This is a genomic window from Pseudomonas mangiferae (assembly GCF_007109405.1).
In the GTDB taxonomy this organism is placed as follows: Bacteria; Pseudomonadota; Gammaproteobacteria; order Pseudomonadales; family Pseudomonadaceae; genus Pseudomonas_T; species Pseudomonas_T mangiferae.
The window spans coordinates 15,927-37,192 of the sequence record NZ_VJOY01000025.1; the positions used below are offsets into that span (position 1 = coordinate 15,927).

Here is a 21,266-nt window from a genome sequence, read left to right on the forward strand (position 1 = left end):
TTCCTTGGACGGAAAAGGCCCAGCCTGCCGGGCGGCGGTGACGGTTTGAGGACAGCGCGCCGCTCCAGCGTAAGCCGGATGTCCGCTGCGTGCGTCGGGCCCATGGGCCTCGGCTTCGGCCCGTTTTGCCGCTATCCTCGCCGCCATGACCACGACACGCCCCCTCTGCCTCATCGCCGCTCTCGCCGAAAACCGGGTGATCGGCCGCGACAACCGCATGCCCTGGCACCTGCCGGCGGACCTCAAGTACTTCAAGGCGAAGACCCTCGGCAAGCCCATCGTGATGGGCCGCAAGACCTGGGAATCCCTCGGCCGGCCGTTGCCCGGCCGGCTCAACCTGGTGGTGAGCCGGCAGCCGGGGCTGGCCCTGGACGGCGCGGAAGTCTTCGCCGAGCTGGACGCGGCGCTGCACCGCGCCCAGGCCTGGGCGGAGACGCAGGGGGTGGACGAGGTGATGCTGGTGGGCGGCGCCCAGCTCTACGCCCAGGCGCTGCCCCGGGCGGACCGCCTCTACCTGACCCGCATCGCCCTGGCCCCGGAGGGGGACACCTGGTTCCCCGAGGTGGACGAGGCCGACTGGCAGCGGCTGGAGCATGAGGCGCACCCGGCCGCCGGCGAGGCGCCGGCCTTCGCCTTCGAGACCTGGGTTCGTCGTTCCTGAACGGGCATTCCGACGGTCTTCCCTGACCCCCTCATTTCGACCGGCCGCGAGCGCGCGGCCGGCCTTCACGCCTTCACGCCACCGGCGTGAACTGGATGATTTCCACCCAGTAGCCGTCCGGGTCCTTGATGAAGGCGATGTCCTTCATGCTGCCGTCGCTCAGGCGCTTCTGGAACGGCACCCCCAGTTGTTCGAAGCGGGCACAGGCGGCGTGGATGTCCGGCACCGCCACGCACAGGTGGCCGAACCCGCGGGGGTCGGCGTTGCCGCTGTGGTAGGTGAAGGCCGGATCGTGCTCGGTGCCGTGGTTGTGGGTCAGTTCGAGGATGCCGGGCATCGACTTGCGCCAGCGGTGACGCTCCGCCGGGTCCTGGGGAATCTGCCCGCGGTCCGCCAGCAGGGCGAGGAAGTACAGGCTGAACTTCGCCTCGGGGAAGTCGTTCTTCTCGATCAGGCTGAAGCCCAGGACCCGGGTGTAGAAGTCCAGGGCGCGCGCCAGGTCCTTCACCCGGATCATGGTGTGGTTGTAGACGTACTCGCGGGTCGCGGCGTCGGGGGCGGCGGTCACGCCGGGCAGGGCATTGAGTTCGTCGAGGGTCATGCGGGTCTCCTGAAGGGAAAAGGCCGCTGCGACGGGCGCGGCGGCGGGGTCGGACGCCGGCTCAGCCGGCAAGGTCGATGGATTCGACGCGGGGCTCGCCGTCGCCCAGGACCAGGTGGGCCAGGGCGATGGGCAGGCGGAAGCGTCGCGGCCCGGCGCTGCCGGGGTTGAGGTACAGCACGCCGTCGCGGCGTTCCTGCCGCGGGGCGTGGGAGTGCCCGCTGATGACCACGGCGATGCCCTGGTCGGCAGGCGCGAACTCCAGTTCCTTGAGGTCGTGCAGCACGTACAGCGCCACCCCGCCCAGTTCCAGGCGCAATCGCTCCGGCAGGGCCTCGGCCCAGGGCTCGCGGTCGTTGTTGCCGCGCACCGTGCTCAGGGGCGCGAGGTCGGCCAGGGACTCGAGGATCGCCGGGCCGCCGACGTCGCCGGCATGGATGATGTGGTGGCAGCCGCGCAGCGCCGCCAGGGCGGCGGGGCGCAGCAGGCCATGGGTGTCGGCGATCACGCCAACGCGCAGCGAGGGTCGGTCCACACGGGTCTCCGGTACCGGGGCCTGAGCCGTCGGGCGGCGGGCCGTATAAAAAAAATCCGCGCGTGCAGGCCGACGCTCGGATAACCTGCCGACCGCGAACGCGCCGGGACGATCCCTTCGGCGCGCGCCTTTCCTTCGATTCCCCGACCGAACGCCATGACCCCAGACGCCCTCGGCCCCCTGCTGGCGCACCTGCTCGCCGCCCTCGACCCGCCCCCGCCGGACGCCCGCCGGCTGTTCCATGGCCGCGGTCGCCGCTGGCCGGGGCTGGAGCACCTCACCGTGGACTGGCTGCAGGGCGTGCTGCTGGTCGCGCTGTTCCGCGCGCCGTCGGCCGAGGCCCTGGCGACCCTGGAGGCGCAGCTGGACGCCCTGGTGGCCTCCGCCGCCTGGCGTGCCGCCGGCGGCCAGGCGCTGCTGCTGCAGCACCGCTACCGCCCGGACAGCGCCACCACCTGCCGCCATGGCGAATGCCCGGCGCACTGGACCGTCAGCGAGGATGGCCTGCGCTACGGCCTGGACCTGGGCCGCCACCAGAACAGCGGGCTGTTCCTGGACATGCGCTACGGCCGCCGCTGGGTCCGCGAGCAAGCTGCCGGGCGGCGGGTGCTGAACCTGTTCGCCTACACCTGCGCCTTTTCCGTGGCGGCCCTGGCCGGCGGCGCCGAATCGGTGGTGAACCTGGACATGGCCCGCGCTGCCCTCAGCCGCGGCCGCGACAACCACCGGCTCAACGGCCAGGCGCTGGAGCGGGTGAGCTTCCTCGACCACGACCTGTTCAAGTCCTGGGGCAAGCTGCGCAAGCTGGGGCCCTACGGGCTGGTGATCGTCGACCCGCCGTCGTTCCAGAAGGGCAGCTTCGAACTGGCCCGGGACTACCGCAAGGTGCTCCGCCGCCTGCCGGACCTGCTGGAGGCGGACGGCCTGGTGCTGGCCTGCCTCAACGACCCGGACACCGGCCCGGATTTCCTTCGCGCCGGCATGGCCGAAGAGGCGCCGCAGCTGGTGTTCCAGCAGCGCCTGGAGAACCCGCCGGAGTTCCTCGACATCTACCCGGACGCCGGCCTCAAGGCCCTGGTGTTCCGCCACGTCGCACCGCCCGCCTAGGGCCGCCGCGCCAGGCGCCACTACACGGTGTGAAGGGGTCGCACGGGCGCTGCCTGCCCTGCAGGACCGCCATCTGGGTTCTGCACGACGAGCGCCCGCTCGCGCTGATGCGTCGTCGAACACGGGCCGGGCATGCTCGTTCACGCCCTGGACTCCGCATCCCCGCCCGTTCGGGCCGCGCCTGGCCTTCGCTCCACGCCTGTGCATCCAGGGCTAGGGCGCGCGGCCCTGCAGGCGCAGGGTCGCCCCGCGGGGCTGGCGGGTGAACCAGACCACCCGGCTGACGCCGCGGGTGATGGCCACGTAGGCCAGGCGCAGGCTTTCATCCTGCATCGCCTGGTCGTAGCCGTTGCGGAACAGCCGGCAGTGGGCGTAGAGCGCGCTGCGAAGCGGATGCGGTTCCGGTGGCTGGCCGTCGTCGACGATGATCGCCACCTCCGCCTGCAGCCCCTTGGCGCGGTGGATGGTGTGAGCCTGTACCGGCAGGCGCGGGTCCAGCTGCGCCTGGATGGCCCGCAGCGGCGCGTTGCGCCGGGCCAGGAGCAGCACCGGGGTGGCGTCCGCGGCGGGCCGGCTGGCGACCCAGGCGCACTGCCGCTGGATCTCCGCCAGCAGCGCCGGCAGGCCGTTGCGCGGGTCGAAGCCGGTCACCAGGCGCACGCCGTGGTCCTCGGCGCCGGTGGCGCGCGCGGCGCGGCTGGCCTTGGCCTGCTTGATCGCCACCGCCTCCAGCACCGCCTCGGCGTCGCGGATCACCGGTTCCACCGAGCGGTAGTTAGTCTCCAGCCGCAGCACCGCGCTGCCGCGGGCGGCGAAGTGCGTGTCGAAGGCCATGAACAGCTCCGGCGAACTGCCGCGCCAGCCATAGATGGACTGCCAGTCGTCGCCGATGGCCATCAGGCTGACCGCCTGCCCCTGGCGCGCGAGGCGCCGGTGCAGGGCGCGCAGCCAGGCGACGATCTGCGGGGAGATGTCCTGGAATTCGTCGATCAACAGGTGGCTCATGGGCGCCAGGGCCTCGCCCGCCGGCAGCTTGCCGCGGCCTCCCAGGCGCTCGGTGAGGGCGGCGAAGGCGCCGTCGAAGGTCATCAGCCCGTCCGCCGCCAGGCGCGCCTCGACGGCCTGCCAGAAGCGGCCGAGGGCGGCGACGAAGGTGCGCTCCCGGGGCGGGCAGTCCAGGGCCTGTGGGTCGAGGCCGGCGGGCCGCAGGCCGAGGCTCTGGATGAACCCGGCCTGGGTGTGGAAGGCCTCGTACAGCGGCGCCGGGCTGCGTTCGCCAGCCAGCCGGACGGGCGCTTCCGGCGCCTCGCCCACCGGCGCGTCGGCCGCGGGCGGCGGCAGGTCCAGCAGGTCGTGCACCTGGGCGCGGAAGGTGGCGTCCGCGGCGTAGCCATCACGGTAGACCTGTTGCAACAGGCGCCGCTGGGCCGGTTGCAGGCGGGCGCCGGCCAGGGGGTTGTCCGGTTCGCCGGCGTCGCGGGCGTCCAGCTGCTCGAACCAGCGGGCCTCCCCCAAAAGCGCCCGGGCCTGCTGGGCCATGGCCGAATGGAAGGTACGCACGCAGCGCCGGGCGGCCTCGGCATCGAACGGGTAGCCCCAGAAGGCCAGGGCATCCAGCAGCCGCGCCCGCAGCTGGGCGCAGGAGGCGTTGGTGAAGGAAATCACCGTGAGCCGCTGTGGATCGATGCCCAGGTGGCAGAGCATGAACACCACCCGCAGCACCAGGGTGGTGGACTTGCCGGAACCGGCGCCGGCGATCACCCGGGTGGCCGCCGCCGGGCTGAGGATCATCGCCCACTGTTCGTCCGATGGCGCCCCGAGGCGGCCGGCGGCCACCGCGTCGGCCACGCGCTGGCGCATGGCCGCCACCTGGGTGTCGTCCACCGCCAGGGGCGTGGCATAGGGGCCTTTCGCCGCGGCGCGGGCGGGTTTTTCCGCGGGCGCGGTCTCCGGGCTGGCACGCGTGCCCCGCCCAGGCGCCACGGGCACCGGCGCCGGCCGGGCTCTCGGGCGGCGGCTTTCCGGTGGCGTGGCGGCCAGCGCCTGCTGGCGCGCCTCCCGCTCCGCCTGCAGGTACGCCGTGGTGCGCGGGAAGCAGCGCGCCAGGGTCGCCGACAGGCGCTGCGCATAGGCTTTCCAGGCGCTCAGCATGAGGCGCTCGCGGGCAAAACCGCCGCGCCTGTGAGACCCTGTCGGGCCTTCATTTCCAGACCGGAGCCCGTTCCATGCAGGACCAACTGCGCATCGAAGACATCCGCCCCGGCGACGGCAAGGCCGTGGTCAAGGGCGCCTTGCTGATCACCCACTACGAAGGGTTCCTGGAGGACGGCACCCGTTTCGACTCCTCTCGTGAGCGCGGCAAACCGTTTCAGTGCGTGATCGGCACCGGCCGGGTCATCAAGGGCTGGGACCAGGGCCTGATGGGCATGCGGGTCGGCGGGCTGCGCACCCTCTACGTACCGGCCCACCTGGCCTACGGCGAGCGCCAGGTGGGGCCGCACATCGCGCCCCATTCCAACCTGCGGTTCGAGATCGAACTGCTGGACGTGCTGACCCGCGACGACTGAGGCGAGCGTCACACCACCGGCTCGGGCAGGTCGCCCTGGGCCTCGCAGGCGGCGGCGGTGAAGAGGATGTCGGTGGAGGAGTTCAGCGCGGTCTCCGCCGAGTCCTGCAGGATGCCGATGATGAAGCCCACCCCCACCACCTGCATCGCCACCGCGTTGGGGATGCCGAACAGCGCGCAGGCCAGGGGGATCAGCAGCAGCGAGCCGCCGGCCACCCCCGAGGCGCCGCAGGCGCAGATGGCTGCGACCACGCTCAGCAGCAGGCTGCTCAGCAGGTCCACCTGGATGCCCAGGGTGTGCACGGCAGCCAGGGTCAGCACGGTGATGGTGATCGCCGCGCCGGCCATGTTGATGGTCGCCCCCAGAGGGATCGCCACGGAGTAGGTTTCCTCGTGCAGCTTCAGGCGCTGACACAGCTGCAGGTTCACCGGAATGTTGGCCGCCGAACTGCGGGTGAAGAACGCGGTGATGCCGCTTTCCCGCAGGCAGGTGAGGGTCAGGGGGTAAGGGTTGCGGCGGATCTGCCACCAGACGATCAGCGGGTTCACCACCAGGGCGACGAACGCCATGCAGCCCAGCAGCACCGCCAGCAGGTGCAGGTAGTCCAGCAGCACCCGCGGGCCGAACTCCGCCAGGGTGCCGGCTACCAGGCCGAAGATGCCGATGGGGGCCAGGGCGATCACCCGTTTCACCAGGGAGGTGAGGGCGACGGACAGGTCCGCGAGCATCTGCCGGCTGCTCTCCGCCGCGTGGCGGAAGGCCAGGCCCAGGGCCACCGCCCAGGCCAGCAGGCCGATGTAGTTGCCGTGCAGCAGCGCGTTCACCGGGTTGTCCACCACATTCAGCGCCAGGCCCTTGAGCACCTCGGCGATGCCGCCGGGCGGCGTCAGGGAGGCGTTCTCGGTGGCCAGCACCAGGCTGGAGGGGAACAGCGTGCTGGCCACCACCGCCACCAGGGCCGCGCTGAAGGTGCCGATGAGGTACAGCAGCAGGATCGGCCGGATATGGGTCTGCTCGCCGTGGCGGTGACCGGCGATGGACGCCATCACCAGCACCAGGACCAGCACCGGCGCCACCGCCTTGAGCGCCGCCACGAACATGTCGCCGAGGAAGCCCACGGTGGCGGCCGCCGAGGGCGCGAGAATGGCCAGGGCGATGCCGGCCACCAGCCCGATGAGGATTTGCGGCACCAGGCCCAGCCGGGCGAGGCGACCCAGCAACGTGGGGGCGGTCGGCTCGGACGGGGACGCGGCAGGCGTGGGGCGGTCGGTAGGGCGCATTCATGGGCTCCGGCAGCAGGCGCCGAGGGGGCGCGGGAAAAGCGCAACAGGGTACAGGGAAGCGCCACCGGAGGCACCCCGCCGGACCGGACCCGCGTCACGCCGCGTACCGATCCGCGCCGACCGCCCGACGTTCGCCACCCTTCGCCGCGAGAACCACGGAGTTGCCCGCATGCCGGCCGAATGGCGTATCGCCTGGCCGGTATCGAGCCGGTTCGTCACGTCGACATGCTAGGCGCGGCGAGTCGCTGTGCACCCGGTTGGCGGAAGAAGATCGGTCTGTGCCGTCGACATCGAGGGTCGTCGGCGGCCTCGCATGTTCGATGCACGGAAAGGCTTTGCCCTGCGAAGTACCCGCCACTGGCCGGCGGTAACAGGGCACCAAGGATCGATATGCGCCTCGGCCCTACCGCTGCAAGACGCTGCCATGACACCGCTATTCGTGATTGGCCTTGGCTTCATCTCGATACCGAATGGATCGACGCCGCATTCAGCGCCAATGGCAAATGGGGCGTTGGCGTTATGAAAGGTTCTGCTTACACCCGTAGCGCTACAGGTGGGCACATCCGTCCTCATAATGAGGAGGCGTGGTGCCTGTAAGATGCCGGCTGCTGGAAACGCGTTATCACAGGAACGGCTGGCCCGCTTCTGGTAAGGTCAGCCGTTCACAGGAGAGGTTAGGTCAAGGAGGAGTCATGCCCAGTTGCACGCCTATAGATGGTCTACGTTTGGATGCAGATAGTCAGGCTGCTCTGGCACGTATAAGAAGTAACCGGGATGCAGAGAAGTATCTGTTGAACGCACTTTCGGCTGGGGTGTTTTCCAGTATTTTCGCCAAGAGCAATTTACCCACGGCGGCTTATAACATCTCGCAAACCGACTGGGATCTTTATCGCAGAACGATACAGAGCGTGCCCAAGATCGTTTCTCGTGTCATTGAAGATGAAACCGACCGCATGCTTCTGCATTTCCAGAGGAAAAATGACTATAAACAACGACTGTTCTGGCAGGGCTTATACGATGGGTGTCATTACTAAGCAGTCATGTGTTCTGGTGGTCGCCGCCATTCTGGCCGGACCCTGGCGTGCCTGGGCGGACGAGCGCCCGGTCCCCGAGCAGGTGGTCGCTGCGATGCAGCAGGACGTGGCCGCGCGAATGGCCACGTTCGGCGAGAGGATCGAGGCCTGCCGAGCCTTGAGACGTCAGGATACACCCCGCCTCGATAGGGCCACCTTGAGGGGGTTCCAGCTATCCCGGGACCTGCTGATAGACGCTATCGGTCACCTCAGCTTCCGTAACCGCGATGCCTGCGACCGGGAAGAACGGCTGGAGCTGGCCTATGCGTTGGGCGCCTTGGAAAGCGTTCGCCGCGGCTACGGGATGACCGACGACCCTTTGGTCGGTGACACCTTGGCCAAGGCCGTCTACCCCGACAGGGAGCGTCAGGAATTGGCCCTGCGCTACAGAGGCCTGCCGGAAAACGTCCGGGCCTATCTGGAGCGAGCAGTGGGGCAAAAGCCATTCGATCTGGGTCGCGTGTTAGGGCAGTTGGACCTGTAGGCCCGTGGCGTTTTCTCCCAGCAATTCAACTTGCCTGGAGAATAGAGAGCGCTCTTTAGCGATACATGTGCAGGCTATTCAACGTTTCGTTTGAATTCGGAATTTTAATTCTGGTGCGGTGCGGAAGTGTCCGAAGTTAATTGGCCACCATGCAGTTTCAATAATTGATCGTTCGTTTAAATCAGTCGTGCCTTCAAAAAGCTATCACTGTCTTTGGGGGTAAAGTGCTTATCTCCAAACATGTATCCAACGTGCAAAAAAAGCTGTTGCCAAATGTTTAGGTGCGGACTAAGGTCTACCGCGCTCAATAGGAGCGGGATATACACAGGTGTGCAGGGATGCGAGTGTCGAATGCCGTGGGTGCTGTCCGTTATTCCGTCAAACCCGTAGCGAGTGGCACGTTGTGTGCGCTGTTCGTGGCGTTCGGTGGCCCTGCCCAGGCCGACTATGTCGAGCAGGGGAAGCCGGGTGACGCGGCCAGTTGGCGCTCGGCGGAGTTCCAGAGCGACTGGGGGCTGGGGCGCATCCAGGCCGACCAGGCCTATGCCGCCGGCTTCACCGGTGCCGGCGTTCCGATCGGCGCGCTGGACTCGGGGTTCGACCCGGCCCACCCGGAAGCGAGCCCGTCCCGCTACCACGCGGTCACCGCCAGCGGCACCTATGTGGACGGCTCGGCCTTCAGCATCACCGGCGCCCTCAACCCCAACAACGACAGCCACGGCACCCACGTCACCGGCACCATGGGCGCGGCCCGGGATGGCGTCGGCATGCACGGCGTGGCGTACGATGCCCAGCTCTACGTCGCCAACACCAACCAGAACGACAGTTTCCTCTTCGGCCCCAGCCCCGACCCGCAGTACTTCCGCGCCGCCTACGGCGCCCTGGCCGAGGCCGGGGTGCGGGCCATCAACAACAGCTGGGGCAGCCAGCCGGCGGACGTGACCTACGCCACCCTCGACGGCCTGCACGCCGCCTACGCCCAGCACTACAACCGCGGCACCTGGCTGGACGAAGCCGCCGCCGTGTCCCGCCGGGGCGTGATCAACGTGTTCAGCGCCGGCAACTCGGGGTACCCCAACGCCAGCGTGCGGGCATCGCTGCCGTACTTCCAGCCGGACCTGGAAGGCCACTGGCTGGCGGTGTCCGGGCTGGATAGCGATAACCGGCAGCGCTACAACCAGTGCGGCTACGCCAAGTACTGGTGCGTCACCACACCCGGGCGGTTAATCAACAGCACCGTGCCGGGGGGCGGCTACGCCATCAAGTCCGGTACCTCCATGGCTGCGCCCCACGCCACCGGCGCCCTGGCGGTGGTGATGCAGCGCTACCCCTACCTGAACAACGAGCAGGCCCTGCAGGTCCTGATGACCACCGCCACCCAGCTGGATGGCTCGGTCACCCGGGCGCCCACCGACAGCGTCGGCTGGGGCGTGATAGAGCTGGCGCGGGCGATGCGCGGGCCTGGCCAGTTGCTCGGCCCCTTCGAGGCGTCTCTCGGCACGGGCCAGACGGATGTATGGAGCAACGATATCTCCGACCAGGCCCTGGTCCAGCGCCAGGCCGAGGACGCGGCCGAGCAGGCCGCCTGGCAGCAGACGCTGGCAAGCCGGGGCTGGCAGAACGGCCTTCCCGAGGGGGCCAGCCAGCAGGACCAGACCGACTACGCCATCGGCAGCGCCCGTGCACTGGCCGCTGCGCAGCGCCTGTACCAAGGCAGCCTGATCAAGACCGGCGCCGGCCAGTTGATCTTGGAAGGCGCCAACACCTACCGGGGCGAGACCCTGGTCAACGGCGGCCTGCTGTCGGTCAACGGCTCCGTCAGCGGCGCCGTGCAGGTCAACGACGGCGGCACTTTGGGGGGCACCGGCCAAGTGGGCGGGCTGCTGGCCCACCGCGGCGCTCGCGTGGCCCCGGGCACTGCCGTCGGCACCCTGCGGGTCGACGGAGACGCCACCTTCGAGCCGGGCTCCACCTACGCGGTGGACGTCGCCCCCGGCGCCAGCGACCGTCTCGTCGCCGGTGGCCGCGCCACGCTGGCGGGGGCGAACGTGACCCTGGCGGTGGACGACACCCCGGTCGCCCTGAACACCGCGCCGGGCCAGAGCGTGCTGGGCCAGTCATACGGCGTGCTGCAGGCGGCCGGCGGCATCGACGGCCGGTTCGGCGCGGTGGCGTCTCCCTACGCTTTCCTCGGTGGCCAGCTCGACTACACGGCCACCGCGGTCTCCCTGGACGTGACGCGCACGGCTTCATTCGACAGCGTGGCGCAGACCCCCAACCAGGCCGCGGTGGCGGCCGCCGCCGAGGAACTGGGTGCCGGCAACGCGGTGTACGAGAACTTGCTGCGGGCGCCGAGTGTGGCGGTCGCCCGGGACAGCCTCCAGCAGCTGACCGGCGAGATTCATCCGGCCGTGGGCACCCAGTTGATCAACGACAGCCGCGCCCTGCGCGAGGCGGTCGGCGAGCGTCTGGTTGGCAGCGGGGCCGACGCCTCCCCCCGCGACGCGGTGTGGCTCAAGGCCCTGGGTGCCTGGGGCACGACCGATGCCCGCCACGACACCGCGGGCTACAGCTCGTCCCTCGGCGGCCTGCTGATCGGCGTGGACGGCGAGGTGGCCGAAGCGACCCGCCTGGGCCTGGTGGCCGGCTACAGCGACAGTTCGGTGAACATGGGCTCCGGTACCCATTCCCGGGCCTCGGTGGACAGCTACCACCTGGGCGCCTACCTCGGCCATGACCTGGGGGCGGTGCGCCTGACCCTGGGCGGCGCCTACAGCGCCCACCGCATCGATGCCACCCGCGACGTGCAGGTGGTTGGGGCCCGCGGCAAGGAGAAAACCAAACACGACGCGCAGAGCGCCCAGGTGTTCGCCGAGGCGGCCTACCGCATCCTCCTGCAGCAGGCTACCCTCGAGCCGTTCGCCAACCTGGCCTACGTGCACCTGGACACCGACGCCTTCACCGAGAAGGGCGATTCCGCGGCCCTGTCCGCCCGCGGCGACACCCGCGAGGCGACCCTCGGCACCCTCGGCGTGCGGGCGATGACGCGCATCGCGCTGACCGACCGGCAGGCCCTCGACCTCGCGGGCAGCCTCGGCTGGCAGCACGACCTGAGCGGCATCGACAGCGAACAGCGCCTGGCCTTCGCCTCGGGCGGCGCTCGCTTCGCCATCGAAAGCGCGCCCCTGGTCCGCGACGCCGCCCTGGTGGGCGTGCACGCCAGCCTCGCGTTGAGCGAGGCGGCCTCGGTGAGCCTGAACTACAGCGGCCAACTGGCCGCGCGCGAGAAAAGCCACGGTGTCGGGCTGAGCCTCGACTGGCGGTTCTGAGGCGGCACCCACTCGATTCGAACAACAACAAGGCGCATGCCTCGCATGCGCACGGGTTTTCGTGTGCGTTAACTAAGGACGGTAGGTTTTCATGAAAGATGCGTTCAACACCCGACAGGCTCCTGTCACCCCCCTGCGCCAGACCATCCGGGCCATCAACCGCGCCTCCTGCGGCGCGTTGGCCTGCTACCTCGCGACCCTGGGGGCGGCCCACGCCGAGCCCTACGCCGAGGCTGGCCAGATCGGCAACGCCGCCAGCTGGCGCAGCGCCGAGTTCAGCGCGGACTGGGGCCTGGGCGCCATCCACGCCGACCAGGCCTACGCCGGCGGCTATACCGGCAAGGGCGTCAGGCTGGGGATCTTCGACCAGCCGGTGTACGCTGCGCACCCGGAATTCGCCGGCCCGGACAAGGTGATCAACCTGGTCACCACCGGCATCCGCGAATACACCGACCCGTACATCCCGGTGCACGCCGGCGACCCGTTCCGCTACGACGGCTCGCCGAGCCTGGATTCCAACGGCAAGCTGGGCAACCACGGCACCCACGTCGGCGGCATCGCCGCCGGCAGCCGCGATGGCGGCCCGATGCACGGGGTGGCCTTCAACGCCCAGATCATCAGCGCCGACAACGGCGACCCCGGCCCCGAGGACGGCATCGTGCTGGGCAACGACGGCGCGGTCTACCAGGCCGGCTGGAACGCGCTGATCCAGAGCGGCGCGCGCATCATCAACAACAGCTGGGGCATCGGCATCACCGACCGCTTCGACGAGGGTGGCAAGGACCCGGCCTTCCCGCACTTCACCGTGCAGGACGCCCAACTGCAGTTCGACCAGATCCAACAGATCCTCGGCACCCGCCCGGGCGGCGCCTACCAGGGCGCCATCGATGCCGCCCGCAGCGGCGTGGTGACCATCTTCGCGGCCGGCAACGACTACAACCTGAACAACCCCGACGCCATGGCCGGGCTGGGCTACTTCGTGCCCGAGATCGCCCCCAACTGGTTGACCGTGGCCGCCCTGCAGCAGAACCCGGACGCCGCCGCGGCCGCCAACACCCCGTACCTGCTGAGCACCTTCTCGTCCCGCTGCGGCTACACCGCCAGCTTCTGCGTGTCGGCACCCGGCACCCGCATCTACAGCTCGGTGCTCAACGGCACCAGCCTGGACAACATCACCGTCGGCTGGGCCAACAAGAACGGCACCTCCATGGCTGCGCCCCACGCGGCGGGCAGCATGGCGGTGCTGATGGAGCGCTTCCCGTACATGGATGGCGCGCAGGTGGCCAGCGTGCTGCGCACCACCGCCACCGACCTGGGCGCCGAGGGCGTCGACGCCCTGTACGGCTGGGGCATGATCAACCTGGGCAAGGCCATCGACGGCCCCGGCATGTTCGTCACCGAAGCAGATATCCCCGCCGAATTCCGCATCGACGGCGCCTACGGCGACGGCCAGTTCGTCGCCAACCTGCCCGGCGTCGGCGCAGTGGTGGATGCCGGCAAACCGACCGAGCGCACCTGTAGCGGCCCGCAATGCGCCCTGGACGTGTGGCGCAACGGCATCGCCGGCCACGGCGGGCTGACCAAGCAGGGCATCGGCACCCTGGTGCTGACCGGCGCCAGCACCTACAGCGGCCCAACCTTGGTCGACCAAGGCCAACTGGTGGTCGACGGCTCCCTGGTCTCGGCGGTGACCGTCAACGACAGCGGCGTGCTCAGCGGCCACGGTCAGGTCGGTTCGCTGACTGCCAACCGCGGCGCCCTGGTCGCCCCGGGCTCGGCCAGCGATACCCTGCACGTGGCCGGCGACCTGGCCATGACCCCTGGCTCCACCTACTTCGTGGCGCTCTCGCCCACCAGCGCCAGCCGCCTCGTGGTGGACGGCCAGGCCAGCGTGAACGACGCCCGCCTGGCGATGGACCTGGGCACCGACGCCAACCTGCTGAGCAGCCGCCAGGCCAGCAGCGTGCTCGGCCGCCAGTACAACGTGCTGCAGACCACCGGCGGCGTCCAGGGTCAGTTCGACCCGGTGCTGGCGGACTACGCGTTCCTGCGCGGCGGCCTGGACTACACCGGCACTGGCCTGAGCCTGGCCATCGAGCGCAACGACGACCGCTTCGCCAGCGCCGCCGAGACCGCCAACCAGCGCAACGTGGCCCAGGCCATCGAGCAGCTCGACGCGGGCAACCCGGTGTTCGAAAGCGTGCTGCTGAGCCGCGACCTGGCCTCCGCCCGCCGTGGGCTCACCCAGCTGTCGGGCGAGGTGCACCCGGCCATCGCCACCCAACTGATCAAGGACAGCCGCCAACTGCGCGACGCAGTGGGCGACCGCCTGCGGATCGACGGGCTCTACGACCAGCCGGCGCCGGGCACCGACAACACCCTCTGGGTCAAGGCGCTGGGCGCCTGGGGCAAGAGCGACGGCGGCCACGAAGGGGCTGGCTCCACCTCGTCCCTGGGCGGCCTGCTCATCGGGGCCGACGGCCTGGTGGGCGAACGCACCCGCCTGGGCGCGGTGGCGGGCTACAGCGACACCTCCCTGGGCCTGGGCGACGACACCCACTCCCACGCCGCGGCGGACAGCTACCACCTGGGCGTCTACCTCGGCCACGAAGAGGGCGCGTTGCGCCTGAGCACGGGCGCGTCCCACAGCTGGCACCGCATCGACGTGAAGCGCGAGCTGCAGTTCGGCGCCTACTCCGACCGGCAGAAGGTCAAGCGCGACGCCCAGTCGACCCAGGTCTTCGCCGAAGCCGCCTACCGCCTGGACCTGCACCCCGTGGCGCTGGAGCCGTTCGCCAACCTGGCCTACGTGCACCTGGACAGCGACAGCTTCACCGAGAAGGGTGGCGCCACATCCCTGGAGGGCGATGACGACAACCGCGACGCGGTGCTCTCGACTCTGGGCCTGCGCGCCGGCAACCGCTTCAACCTGAGCGACGCCCAGACCCTGGACGTATCCGCCACCCTCGGCTGGCAGCACGCCCTGAGCGGCGCCTCGTCCGAGCAGCACCTGGCGTTCGCCGGCGGCGAGAACGCCTTCCGCGTGCAAGGCGTTTCCCTGGACCGCGACGCCGCCGTGGTGGGCGCCCGCGCCAGCCTGGCCCTGAGCAAGGAGGCACGGGTCAACCTGGACTACAACGGCCTGCTGGGCTCCCGGGACAAGACCCACGGCGTGGGCCTGTCCCTGGACTGGCAGTTCTGACCGAGCAGGCCCCCGGTCCGACGGGGGCGGGGCGCATCCCCCGTTCCGCCCCCGTCCGGTTGACCCGTCCCGGACGGATTCCGGCTTTCCACCGCCTCCCAGGAGGCGGTTTTTTTATGCCCGGGGAAACGGGTCTCAGCCGATCCGCGGGTTCTGCCCCGCCAGCCTCCCCAGTCCAGCCGTGGCTACCGTGAGCAGGGCGCAGAGGATCAACGGTACCTGCCAGGCGCCCCGCCCCGGGCCATGAGCCAACAGCCTTGGCCCGTTGGGTGTAGAAGGAAGCAGGCTGGCGGCAACACCTCCCCGTGATCATCGTCCCGCAACAACGGGTCGCCGACGCACCCCTCCAGACCGTCGCTGGCCATCTTGAGCTACGACTCCGATACCGCCTTCATCCCTATATTCAAGACAGCCTTGGACTAACCGCCCGCGAAGTACTTCGCGGCGTTGCGGTAGAGGCGTACGCTCGGCGCTTCACCCAAGACAAGGCAGACCCATGGCATTCGACTGGCACCGGGAGCCGATCACCCGGGAGACGCCCCTCGATCCGCACTACCGGAACACCCAGAACGTGCGCCGTTTCATGGTGGAACAGTGCGGGGCGGAGTTCCGCTTCGATCGGGCCTTCATGGCCTGGATACGCAGCGGCGCCCCCGCGACGATGGGGGCGGTGGTGGATGAGTGGAGGCGGCGACAGGTCTGAGGGGTTCGTGTTCGCTGGGTGTGGCTGGAGGTGTAGGTGCCCTCGGCGCTAGTGCCCACATTTACCCATGCTTCACGCTTTCTCACTTATATATAGTAAAGCTCGGGTCATCTTTATGCGCTTTGGATTACCTACTTTTCCCCCACTGGCCGAAGTTGGCTTCGTGACTGACTACTTTCGGCCAGAAGCAGACAGTCAGTATTGTGCCCATGTTAGGTGCGGATAGGCGTCCGTACGGGAAGCGCGGAATGAATCCAGTTTGCTTGCGTAAGCGCCCGAACTCCATCACTTCGAACATCTGGGTTTCCATCAAGAGCACGAAGCGTGACGATGATGGTCACCGGAAGCGCATGTGTCAGAGATGGTTCAAAGGCGCGAAGCATTGCGGTGGCTTGAAGCCCCCAAGTTTCAACGGCTGTTCCTTGGGGAAAGCTCTTGCGATGAACTTTCACAGGCGACCATTTGCTTCCATGCTCCACTTGAGCAGCTTCATAGCCGCTTTGGCCCTCCTCGCCATCCATGGGGACTTTACCTTTAATGTTATTGCCGTCGATTTCGCCAAAACTCAATTCAACATTGGCACGAACATACTCACTGCCAGCACCAGGATCAACTGGTGGTGCGTAGGCAGCAGTAATGATGATCTCACCTCGAAATTTTCCATTATGAATCAGGGCGTTGGGGATTGGATATGGAGTTTTACGCCACCGCATTCCCGGTACTAGGTCCGCTTGGAAAACCATTGTGAAGCTGTCATCGCTGTCATACAGACATTTCAGAATCGCCTCTGGTCTACCTGCCCCATGATATCGGCGCTCGAACGCATCGTAATCAGGCGACGACAGCTGCGCAGAATGGATCATCAGGGCTTTTACCAATGCAGGCGTCGGTGTCAAAGCACCATGTCCGGTCACCGCCAGCCAGGCGTTGGCGGCCATTGCAGACGCGATAGGGGCTGCGTAACTAGTCCCGAAGCCATAACCTAAATGATTATTCGGCGTGAGCACTTTAAGGCTGCTCGGTCCGGCAGCCCAAGGCGCATGAACGCCTCCGCCCACATGAGTTATGTCTGGTTTCGGCGTAAAGACCGGACCCGGGCCGCAGCGAGAATATGGCGTAGGGTGCCCGGCCGCAGAGAGGGCCCCGGCAGCATCAACATGAGAGATCGACCCCACGGTTAATGCTCGAACAGATTCACCGGGGCACGAAACGCGGTCGGCAAGCTGTGCAGGGTTTGGCCACGTCCGGCGCGGCTGATCGAGATAGTTCCCAGCGGCGACAACGAAGAGAACACCATATCTATCGCTAAGGTCATCCAGCGCCATGGACATGTCACTGAAGCTTTGCTCGTCACACGCGGCGCCACCAAGCGAAAGATTCCAGACCTTGATATCCGGTCGGCGTTGCACCGCCTCTCGCAGTCTCAGCTCCAACTCACCGAAGGAAGATCCTGCAGCTTCTAGCCCGCATACATCATGTACATAGGCCTGCGTCGGAGATATCCAAGCGTGCCCATCATTGAAATGAGCCGCACCTGCCACGAGGGAGGCGACTGCCGTACCATGCTCAAAATTCGTATCAGGCGGAAGAACGTAGGTATCCCGACTTTTTACCCAATCGGCTATCGCCAATGCTTCTGTACTCACGCCCGTGTCAAAGACTGCCACTGTAGGGTAAACAGTGCTAGCGGAGGCAGTCGCACTCCCTGACGCAGCGGTTACCGGCACACTTACCGAGTTACGACTGTAGAAGGTTGGCTCGGCGTAAATCTGGCGAGCGCCCGGGTAGTCCAGCAAGCTCTCAAGGGCTGAGTCGTCGAGTCGATCTACATGCCTTATCGCAATCAGAGGCAGGCCTCTCCCGATGGGGATTTCCGAGTAGTCAATGTGCAGCAACTTCAGTAAGCGGAGGATGGCTTCCTGGTTGATGCTGTTGAAATCTGACCGCTGATATTGGAAAAGTCTCAACAAGCCACGCCCCTTCTGCCGTAGCTCAGTGGGACCACTGGGGTTACGACGAGCCCGCCCCCAAGGCTCGACTCCTTCAATAACACTAAGATTAGCGGTGATTACTTTTGTTTTGCGCGTCAGAATGAGATTGTGTAGGGCAGAAATAGCGCTTCCATCTGCAGAAACCAGCATCTCGTCAATTTTGGCGTGTCCTGCTGCTTGCAGCCCTGCCTCCTGAGTAAGCTCGATTGGCCGATGGGACTTTGCGATCCCTTTCTCCCTGAGGCGGAGGACAAACGTAGACAGCTGGGACGGATACCTTTCCCTCTCACCGGATAAAGCAGTCGAAGCTTGCAGCAAGCTCTGCGAGAGAATTCTTCGGTATTCGTCATCCACCGGTACCAGAAGCTTCTTGCCACCACCAGGTGGACGCCCAACCGAACTGAGGTCTTTCGGAGAAAATGGGACATGAATGAAGGGGTTGTCAGTCCGTGGGCTGGGCCGTTCCTGGGCTGATTCTGGGCCTTTCTTGCGCGCCATGTTCGCTGCCTTCCTTGATGACTTTACCTACATACCTTGTCGACAAGCCGTACAGCTTAGCGAGTGCCCTAAATGAAAAATGCTTTGGCGACCACTCACGTAGCCAATAAATCTCGGCCTCGACGGTTGATAGCAGTATGCCACTCGTTATCGCAAGATTTAAGCCTAGTCGTCGCAGCAGCTCTAACTCACTGATTTCTACGGTACCTGCCAGAACAGTTGCTCGCTTCGTATCCAGGCATACCTGCTCAATGTTTGCACCGGTAATACCTGCAGAGATACCTGCGAGATGATCCAAGTCCACTCCCTCGGTCGTATATGGCAACAAAAATTGGACCCATAGCTGCCTACGCAAAGCAGTGTCTGGAATCTGCATGGGGACGCGAAAGTAGAAACGTCGCCACACTGCTGGATCCAGCAATCGATCGTGATTCGTGGCAGCAATAACGACGGTACTTTCAGTTATCGCGTCTATATTTTGCAGAAGTGCGATAACAACGCGCTGCAGCTCTCCAACATCTCTATCGTTCCCCCTAGCGCTCGCGAGGGCATCAAACTCGTCGAGAAAAAGTACACACGGCCGTTGTTGCGCGAACTCGAAAACCCTTCTCAGATTTCTACTGGTCTGCCCCAATAGGCTACTCACTAGAGTATCGCAACGCACTGTAAGCAGCGGCAGCCTGAGCTTGGCAGCGATATAGCGCGCTAATTTGGTTTTTCCGGTTCCGGGTGGTCCGTAAGCTAACAGCCTACTCGGCATTGCTGCATTGACCCGGGACAGCTCGTCGTAGCGTTGGACATTGACTATGAATTCACCGATTCGGGAGGCAATGGCACTCGGTAGCAGGAGGTTAGTTTCATCCTCCACTGGATGGCTCACGTCCACCGTATGCAAATGGCTTTCACCATCAACGGGCAGGTTGCCAAAACTAATGCCGTTCGAAGCATCCTGGGCATTTGCTAGCGCGACAGGTGCTCGGGCAAGCCGCTCGCGAATCATGCGGGCCTGCTTACCATTTCCGGCCTGCTCCAGCTTCTCAGCAAGAAGCCCCGCATAGTTCGAGGCCATGCTGGCATTGGCCTTCAGTGCACCATCAAGGATTTTCAATATTTCGGAGAGATGTTCCAAGTGAGCTACCAATCGGCATAATCGATTCAAATTTCGGCTAAAGTGTAACGTAAAAGCGAAGAACCGCTACAGAATCTTGACCTTTTGAAACGGACAAGAATGGCTCGCTCGCACAGAATGCCTTTCACCTGGCGATGCCCAGCCTCTCAGCACTACACAAATGTGATAGCAAATTTTGGCCGATAGCTGACACTCCCCCCAAATGCCCAACTTCCATCCCTGCCCCCTAAACCATCCCATCCAACTCCCCCAACCACTCCGGCGCGATCACCAATTCGCTGGCGCTGAGGTTTTCGTGCAGGTGGGCGACGGAGGAGGTTCCGGGGATCAGCAGCAGGTTGGGCGAGCGTTGCAGCAGCCAGGCCAGGGCGACGCGCATGGGCGAGGCGTTCAGGCGGGCCGCTACGCGGGAGAGGGTGTCCGACTGCAGCGGGCTGAAGCCGCCCAGGGGGAAGAAGGGCACGTAGGCGATGCCCTGGCGGGCCAGGTCGGTGATCAGCGCGTCGTCGGTGCGGTGGGCCAGGTTGTAGTGGTTCTGCACGCACACCACGGGGGCGATGGCCTGGGCCTGCGCGATCTGGGTGGGCGAGACGTTGCTCACGCCGAGCTGGCGGATCAGGCCCTGGCGTTGCAGGTCGGCCAGCGTGCCGAAGCCGTCCTCGATGGAGGCGTCGTCGGGAGCGTGCATCGTGCCCCAGGCCCGGTAGTTCACCACGTCCAATGCATCGACGCCCAGGTTGCGCAGGTTGTCATGCACCGCGCGGGTCAGCTCGGCGGGGCTGTGCGCCGGGTTCCAGGAGGCGTCGGCGCCGCGCACGGCACCGACCTTGGTGACGATCACCAGGTCGTCGGCATAGGGATGCAGGGCCTCGCGGATCAGCTGGTTGGTGATGTGGGGGCCGTAGAAGTCCGAAGTGTCGATGTGGTTCACACCGGCGTCGACCGCCGCCCGCAGCACGGCGAGAGCGGCCGCACGATCCCGGGGTGGGCCGAAGACCTGCGGGCCGGCGAGCTGCATGGCGCCGTAGCCCATGCGGTTGACGGTGCGGTTTCCGAGCGAATAGGTACCGGCCTGGCTGGCGTGGCTCATGTCGTTTGCCTCGTTGGGTGGGGGAGGAGCCCACTATAGGCATTGACCATTTCCCCGATAATGGGCTGCAATCGGCACGGCCTGTACGGGAGCACGAACAATGCCAACGGATATCCAGGATGTATTGGCCTTCGTCGCCGTGGTGAAAGCCGGTGGCTTTCGCGAAGGGTCGCGGGTCAGCGGCAAGTCCGCCTCCAGCCTTAGCGACGCGGTGCGGCGCCTGGAGGCGGGCCTGGGGGTGCGCCTGCTCAATCGGACTACCCGTAGCGTGGTGCCCACCGAGGCCGGCACGCGGTTGATGGAGCGCATCGTGCCGGCCCTGGGCGAGGTGGAGTCGGCGCTGGACGTGGTCAACGATTTCCGCGACCGCCCGTCTGGCACGCTGAAGCTCAACGTACCCCTGAGCGCCGCACGGCTGGTGCTGCCCTCGATCATCACGCCGTTCCTGAAGATCTACCCCGACATCCGGCTCGAAGTGATGGTCGAGGAGAGCTTCGTCGACGTGCTGGCGGCCGGCTGCGATGCAGGCATTCGCTACGACGAGCGCCTGGAGCAGGACATGATCGCCGTGCCCATCGGCCCGCGCGTGCAGCGCTTCGCCACAGCCGCCTCGCCGGCCTACCTCGACGCCCATGGCCGGCCGCAGCATCCCCGGGACCTGTTGCAGCACGCCTGCCTGCGCGGCAAGTTTCCCAGCGGCGCGACCCCGCTGTGGGAGTACACGCGCCAGGGCGAGACCCTCAGCCTCGACCCCACGGGACCGCTGGTGGTGCGCATCGGCGGCGCCATCGACCTGTCGGTGCAGGCCGCGATCGACGGCCTGGGCATCGTCCACCTGTTCGAGGACTGGCTGCGCCCGCACCTGAACAGCGGCGCGCTGGAGCCGGTGCTCGAACCCTGGTGGCACAGCTTTCCCGGGCCCTTCCTCTATTACCCCGGCCGCCGCTACCTGCCGTCGCCGCTGCGGGCGTTCATCGACTTCATCCGGGCGTCGGGGGAGGGCTGACGGGGCG

16 protein-coding genes are annotated in these 21,266 nt (G+C 66.8%); 9 read left to right on the plus strand and 7 right to left on the minus strand.

Going from position 1 to position 21,266, the window contains the following annotated elements; all coding sequences use genetic code 11:
* The first annotated feature begins 145 nt into the window (after nt 1-145).
* Nucleotides 146-661: a dihydrofolate reductase gene (locus FM069_RS20495; RefSeq protein WP_178106879.1), complete on the plus strand. Its 516-nt coding sequence runs from the start codon at nt 146-148 to the stop codon at nt 659-661.
* Nucleotides 662-734: 73 nt separating this feature from the next.
* On the opposite strand, the gene gloA is transcribed toward FM069_RS20495, so the two are convergent.
* On the minus strand, nt 735-1,262 hold the full coding sequence (gloA, locus tag FM069_RS20500; protein ID WP_143490266.1) for a lactoylglutathione lyase: 528 nt from the start codon (nt 1,260-1,262) through the stop codon (nt 735-737).
* Between the two features lie 61 nt (nt 1,263-1,323).
* Nucleotides 1,324-1,782 carry a metallophosphoesterase family protein gene (locus FM069_RS20505; protein WP_143490279.1) on the minus strand — a complete coding sequence of 153 codons (459 nt, stop codon included), beginning with the start codon at nt 1,780-1,782 and terminating at the stop codon, nt 1,324-1,326.
* A 171-nt stretch (nt 1,783-1,953) separates the two neighbouring features.
* Between FM069_RS20505 and FM069_RS20510 the strand changes: the two genes are divergently transcribed.
* Nucleotides 1,954-2,904: a class I SAM-dependent methyltransferase gene (locus FM069_RS20510; protein ID WP_143490267.1), complete on the plus strand. Its 951-nt coding sequence runs from the start codon at nt 1,954-1,956 to the stop codon at nt 2,902-2,904.
* Between the two features lie 213 nt (nt 2,905-3,117).
* Here FM069_RS20510 and FM069_RS20515 read toward each other — a convergent pair whose 3' ends face one another.
* Complete coding sequence (locus FM069_RS20515) at nt 3,118-5,055, minus strand: DEAD/DEAH box helicase (RefSeq protein ID WP_143490268.1); 1,938 nt, start codon at nt 5,053-5,055, stop codon at nt 3,118-3,120.
* 74 nt (nt 5,056-5,129) lie between these two features.
* On the opposite strand from FM069_RS20515, the gene FM069_RS20520 reads away from it, so the two are divergent.
* Nucleotides 5,130-5,471, plus strand: a complete 342-nt coding sequence (locus FM069_RS20520; RefSeq protein ID WP_143490269.1) for an FKBP-type peptidyl-prolyl cis-trans isomerase — start codon at nt 5,130-5,132, stop codon at nt 5,469-5,471.
* A gap of 8 nt (nt 5,472-5,479) precedes the next feature.
* On the opposite strand, the gene sstT is transcribed toward FM069_RS20520, so the two are convergent.
* Nucleotides 5,480-6,751 (minus strand): serine/threonine transporter SstT, encoded by a 1,272-nt coding sequence (sstT, locus tag FM069_RS20525; RefSeq protein ID WP_143490270.1) that lies wholly within the window; start codon nt 6,749-6,751, stop codon nt 5,480-5,482.
* A gap of 695 nt (nt 6,752-7,446) precedes the next feature.
* Between sstT and FM069_RS20530 the strand changes: the two genes are divergently transcribed.
* The 5 genes from FM069_RS20530 to FM069_RS20550 all read left to right on the plus strand — a co-directional run bounded on the left by FM069_RS20530 (nt 7,447) and on the right by FM069_RS20550 (nt 15,545).
* Nucleotides 7,447-7,788 (plus strand): hypothetical protein, encoded by a 342-nt coding sequence (locus FM069_RS20530; RefSeq protein WP_143490271.1) that lies wholly within the window; start codon nt 7,447-7,449, stop codon nt 7,786-7,788.
* Nucleotides 7,772-8,311: a hypothetical protein gene (locus FM069_RS20535; protein WP_143490272.1), complete on the plus strand. Its 540-nt coding sequence runs from the start codon at nt 7,772-7,774 to the stop codon at nt 8,309-8,311. The genes FM069_RS20530 and FM069_RS20535 overlap by 17 nt, the downstream gene beginning before the upstream one ends.
* 338 nt (nt 8,312-8,649) lie before the next feature.
* Nucleotides 8,650-11,640, plus strand: a complete 2,991-nt coding sequence (gene eprS / locus FM069_RS20540) for an autotransporter serine peptidase EprS (protein WP_143490273.1) — start codon at nt 8,650-8,652, stop codon at nt 11,638-11,640.
* A gap of 91 nt (nt 11,641-11,731) precedes the next feature.
* Complete coding sequence (locus FM069_RS20545; protein ID WP_143490274.1) at nt 11,732-14,842, plus strand: autotransporter domain-containing protein; 3,111 nt, start codon at nt 11,732-11,734, stop codon at nt 14,840-14,842.
* Between the two features lie 496 nt (nt 14,843-15,338).
* Nucleotides 15,339-15,545, plus strand: coding sequence for a DUF6434 domain-containing protein (locus tag FM069_RS20550; RefSeq protein WP_143490275.1), 207 nt, complete (start codon nt 15,339-15,341; stop codon nt 15,543-15,545).
* Nucleotides 15,546-15,757: 212 nt separating this feature from the next.
* Here the strand turns inward: FM069_RS20550 and iteS are convergent, their stop codons facing one another.
* The 3 genes from iteS to FM069_RS20565 form a co-directional block, all read right to left on the minus strand.
* Nucleotides 15,758-18,034 carry a S8 family anti-phage peptidase IteS gene (iteS, locus tag FM069_RS20555; protein ID WP_143490276.1) on the minus strand — a complete coding sequence of 759 codons (2,277 nt, stop codon included), beginning with the start codon at nt 18,032-18,034 and terminating at the stop codon, nt 15,758-15,760.
* A complete protein-coding gene (gene iteA / locus FM069_RS20560) occupies nt 17,979-19,163 on the minus strand; it encodes an anti-phage ATPase IteA (protein WP_218570322.1) in 1,185 nt (394 codons plus the stop codon). The genes iteS and iteA overlap by 56 nt, the downstream gene beginning before the upstream one ends.
* Nucleotides 19,164-19,389: 226 nt before the next feature.
* The gene (locus tag FM069_RS20565; RefSeq protein ID WP_143490277.1) at nt 19,390-20,253 is read right to left on the minus strand and encodes an aldo/keto reductase family oxidoreductase; all 864 of its coding nucleotides are present in this window, start codon (nt 20,251-20,253) and stop codon (nt 19,390-19,392) included.
* A 100-nt stretch (nt 20,254-20,353) separates the two neighbouring features.
* Here FM069_RS20565 and FM069_RS20570 point away from each other — a divergent pair, with 100 nt between their 5' ends.
* Nucleotides 20,354-21,259 carry a LysR family transcriptional regulator gene (locus tag FM069_RS20570; RefSeq protein ID WP_143490278.1) on the plus strand — a complete coding sequence of 302 codons (906 nt, stop codon included), beginning with the start codon at nt 20,354-20,356 and terminating at the stop codon, nt 21,257-21,259.
* Nucleotides 21,260-21,266 lie beyond the last annotated feature (7 nt).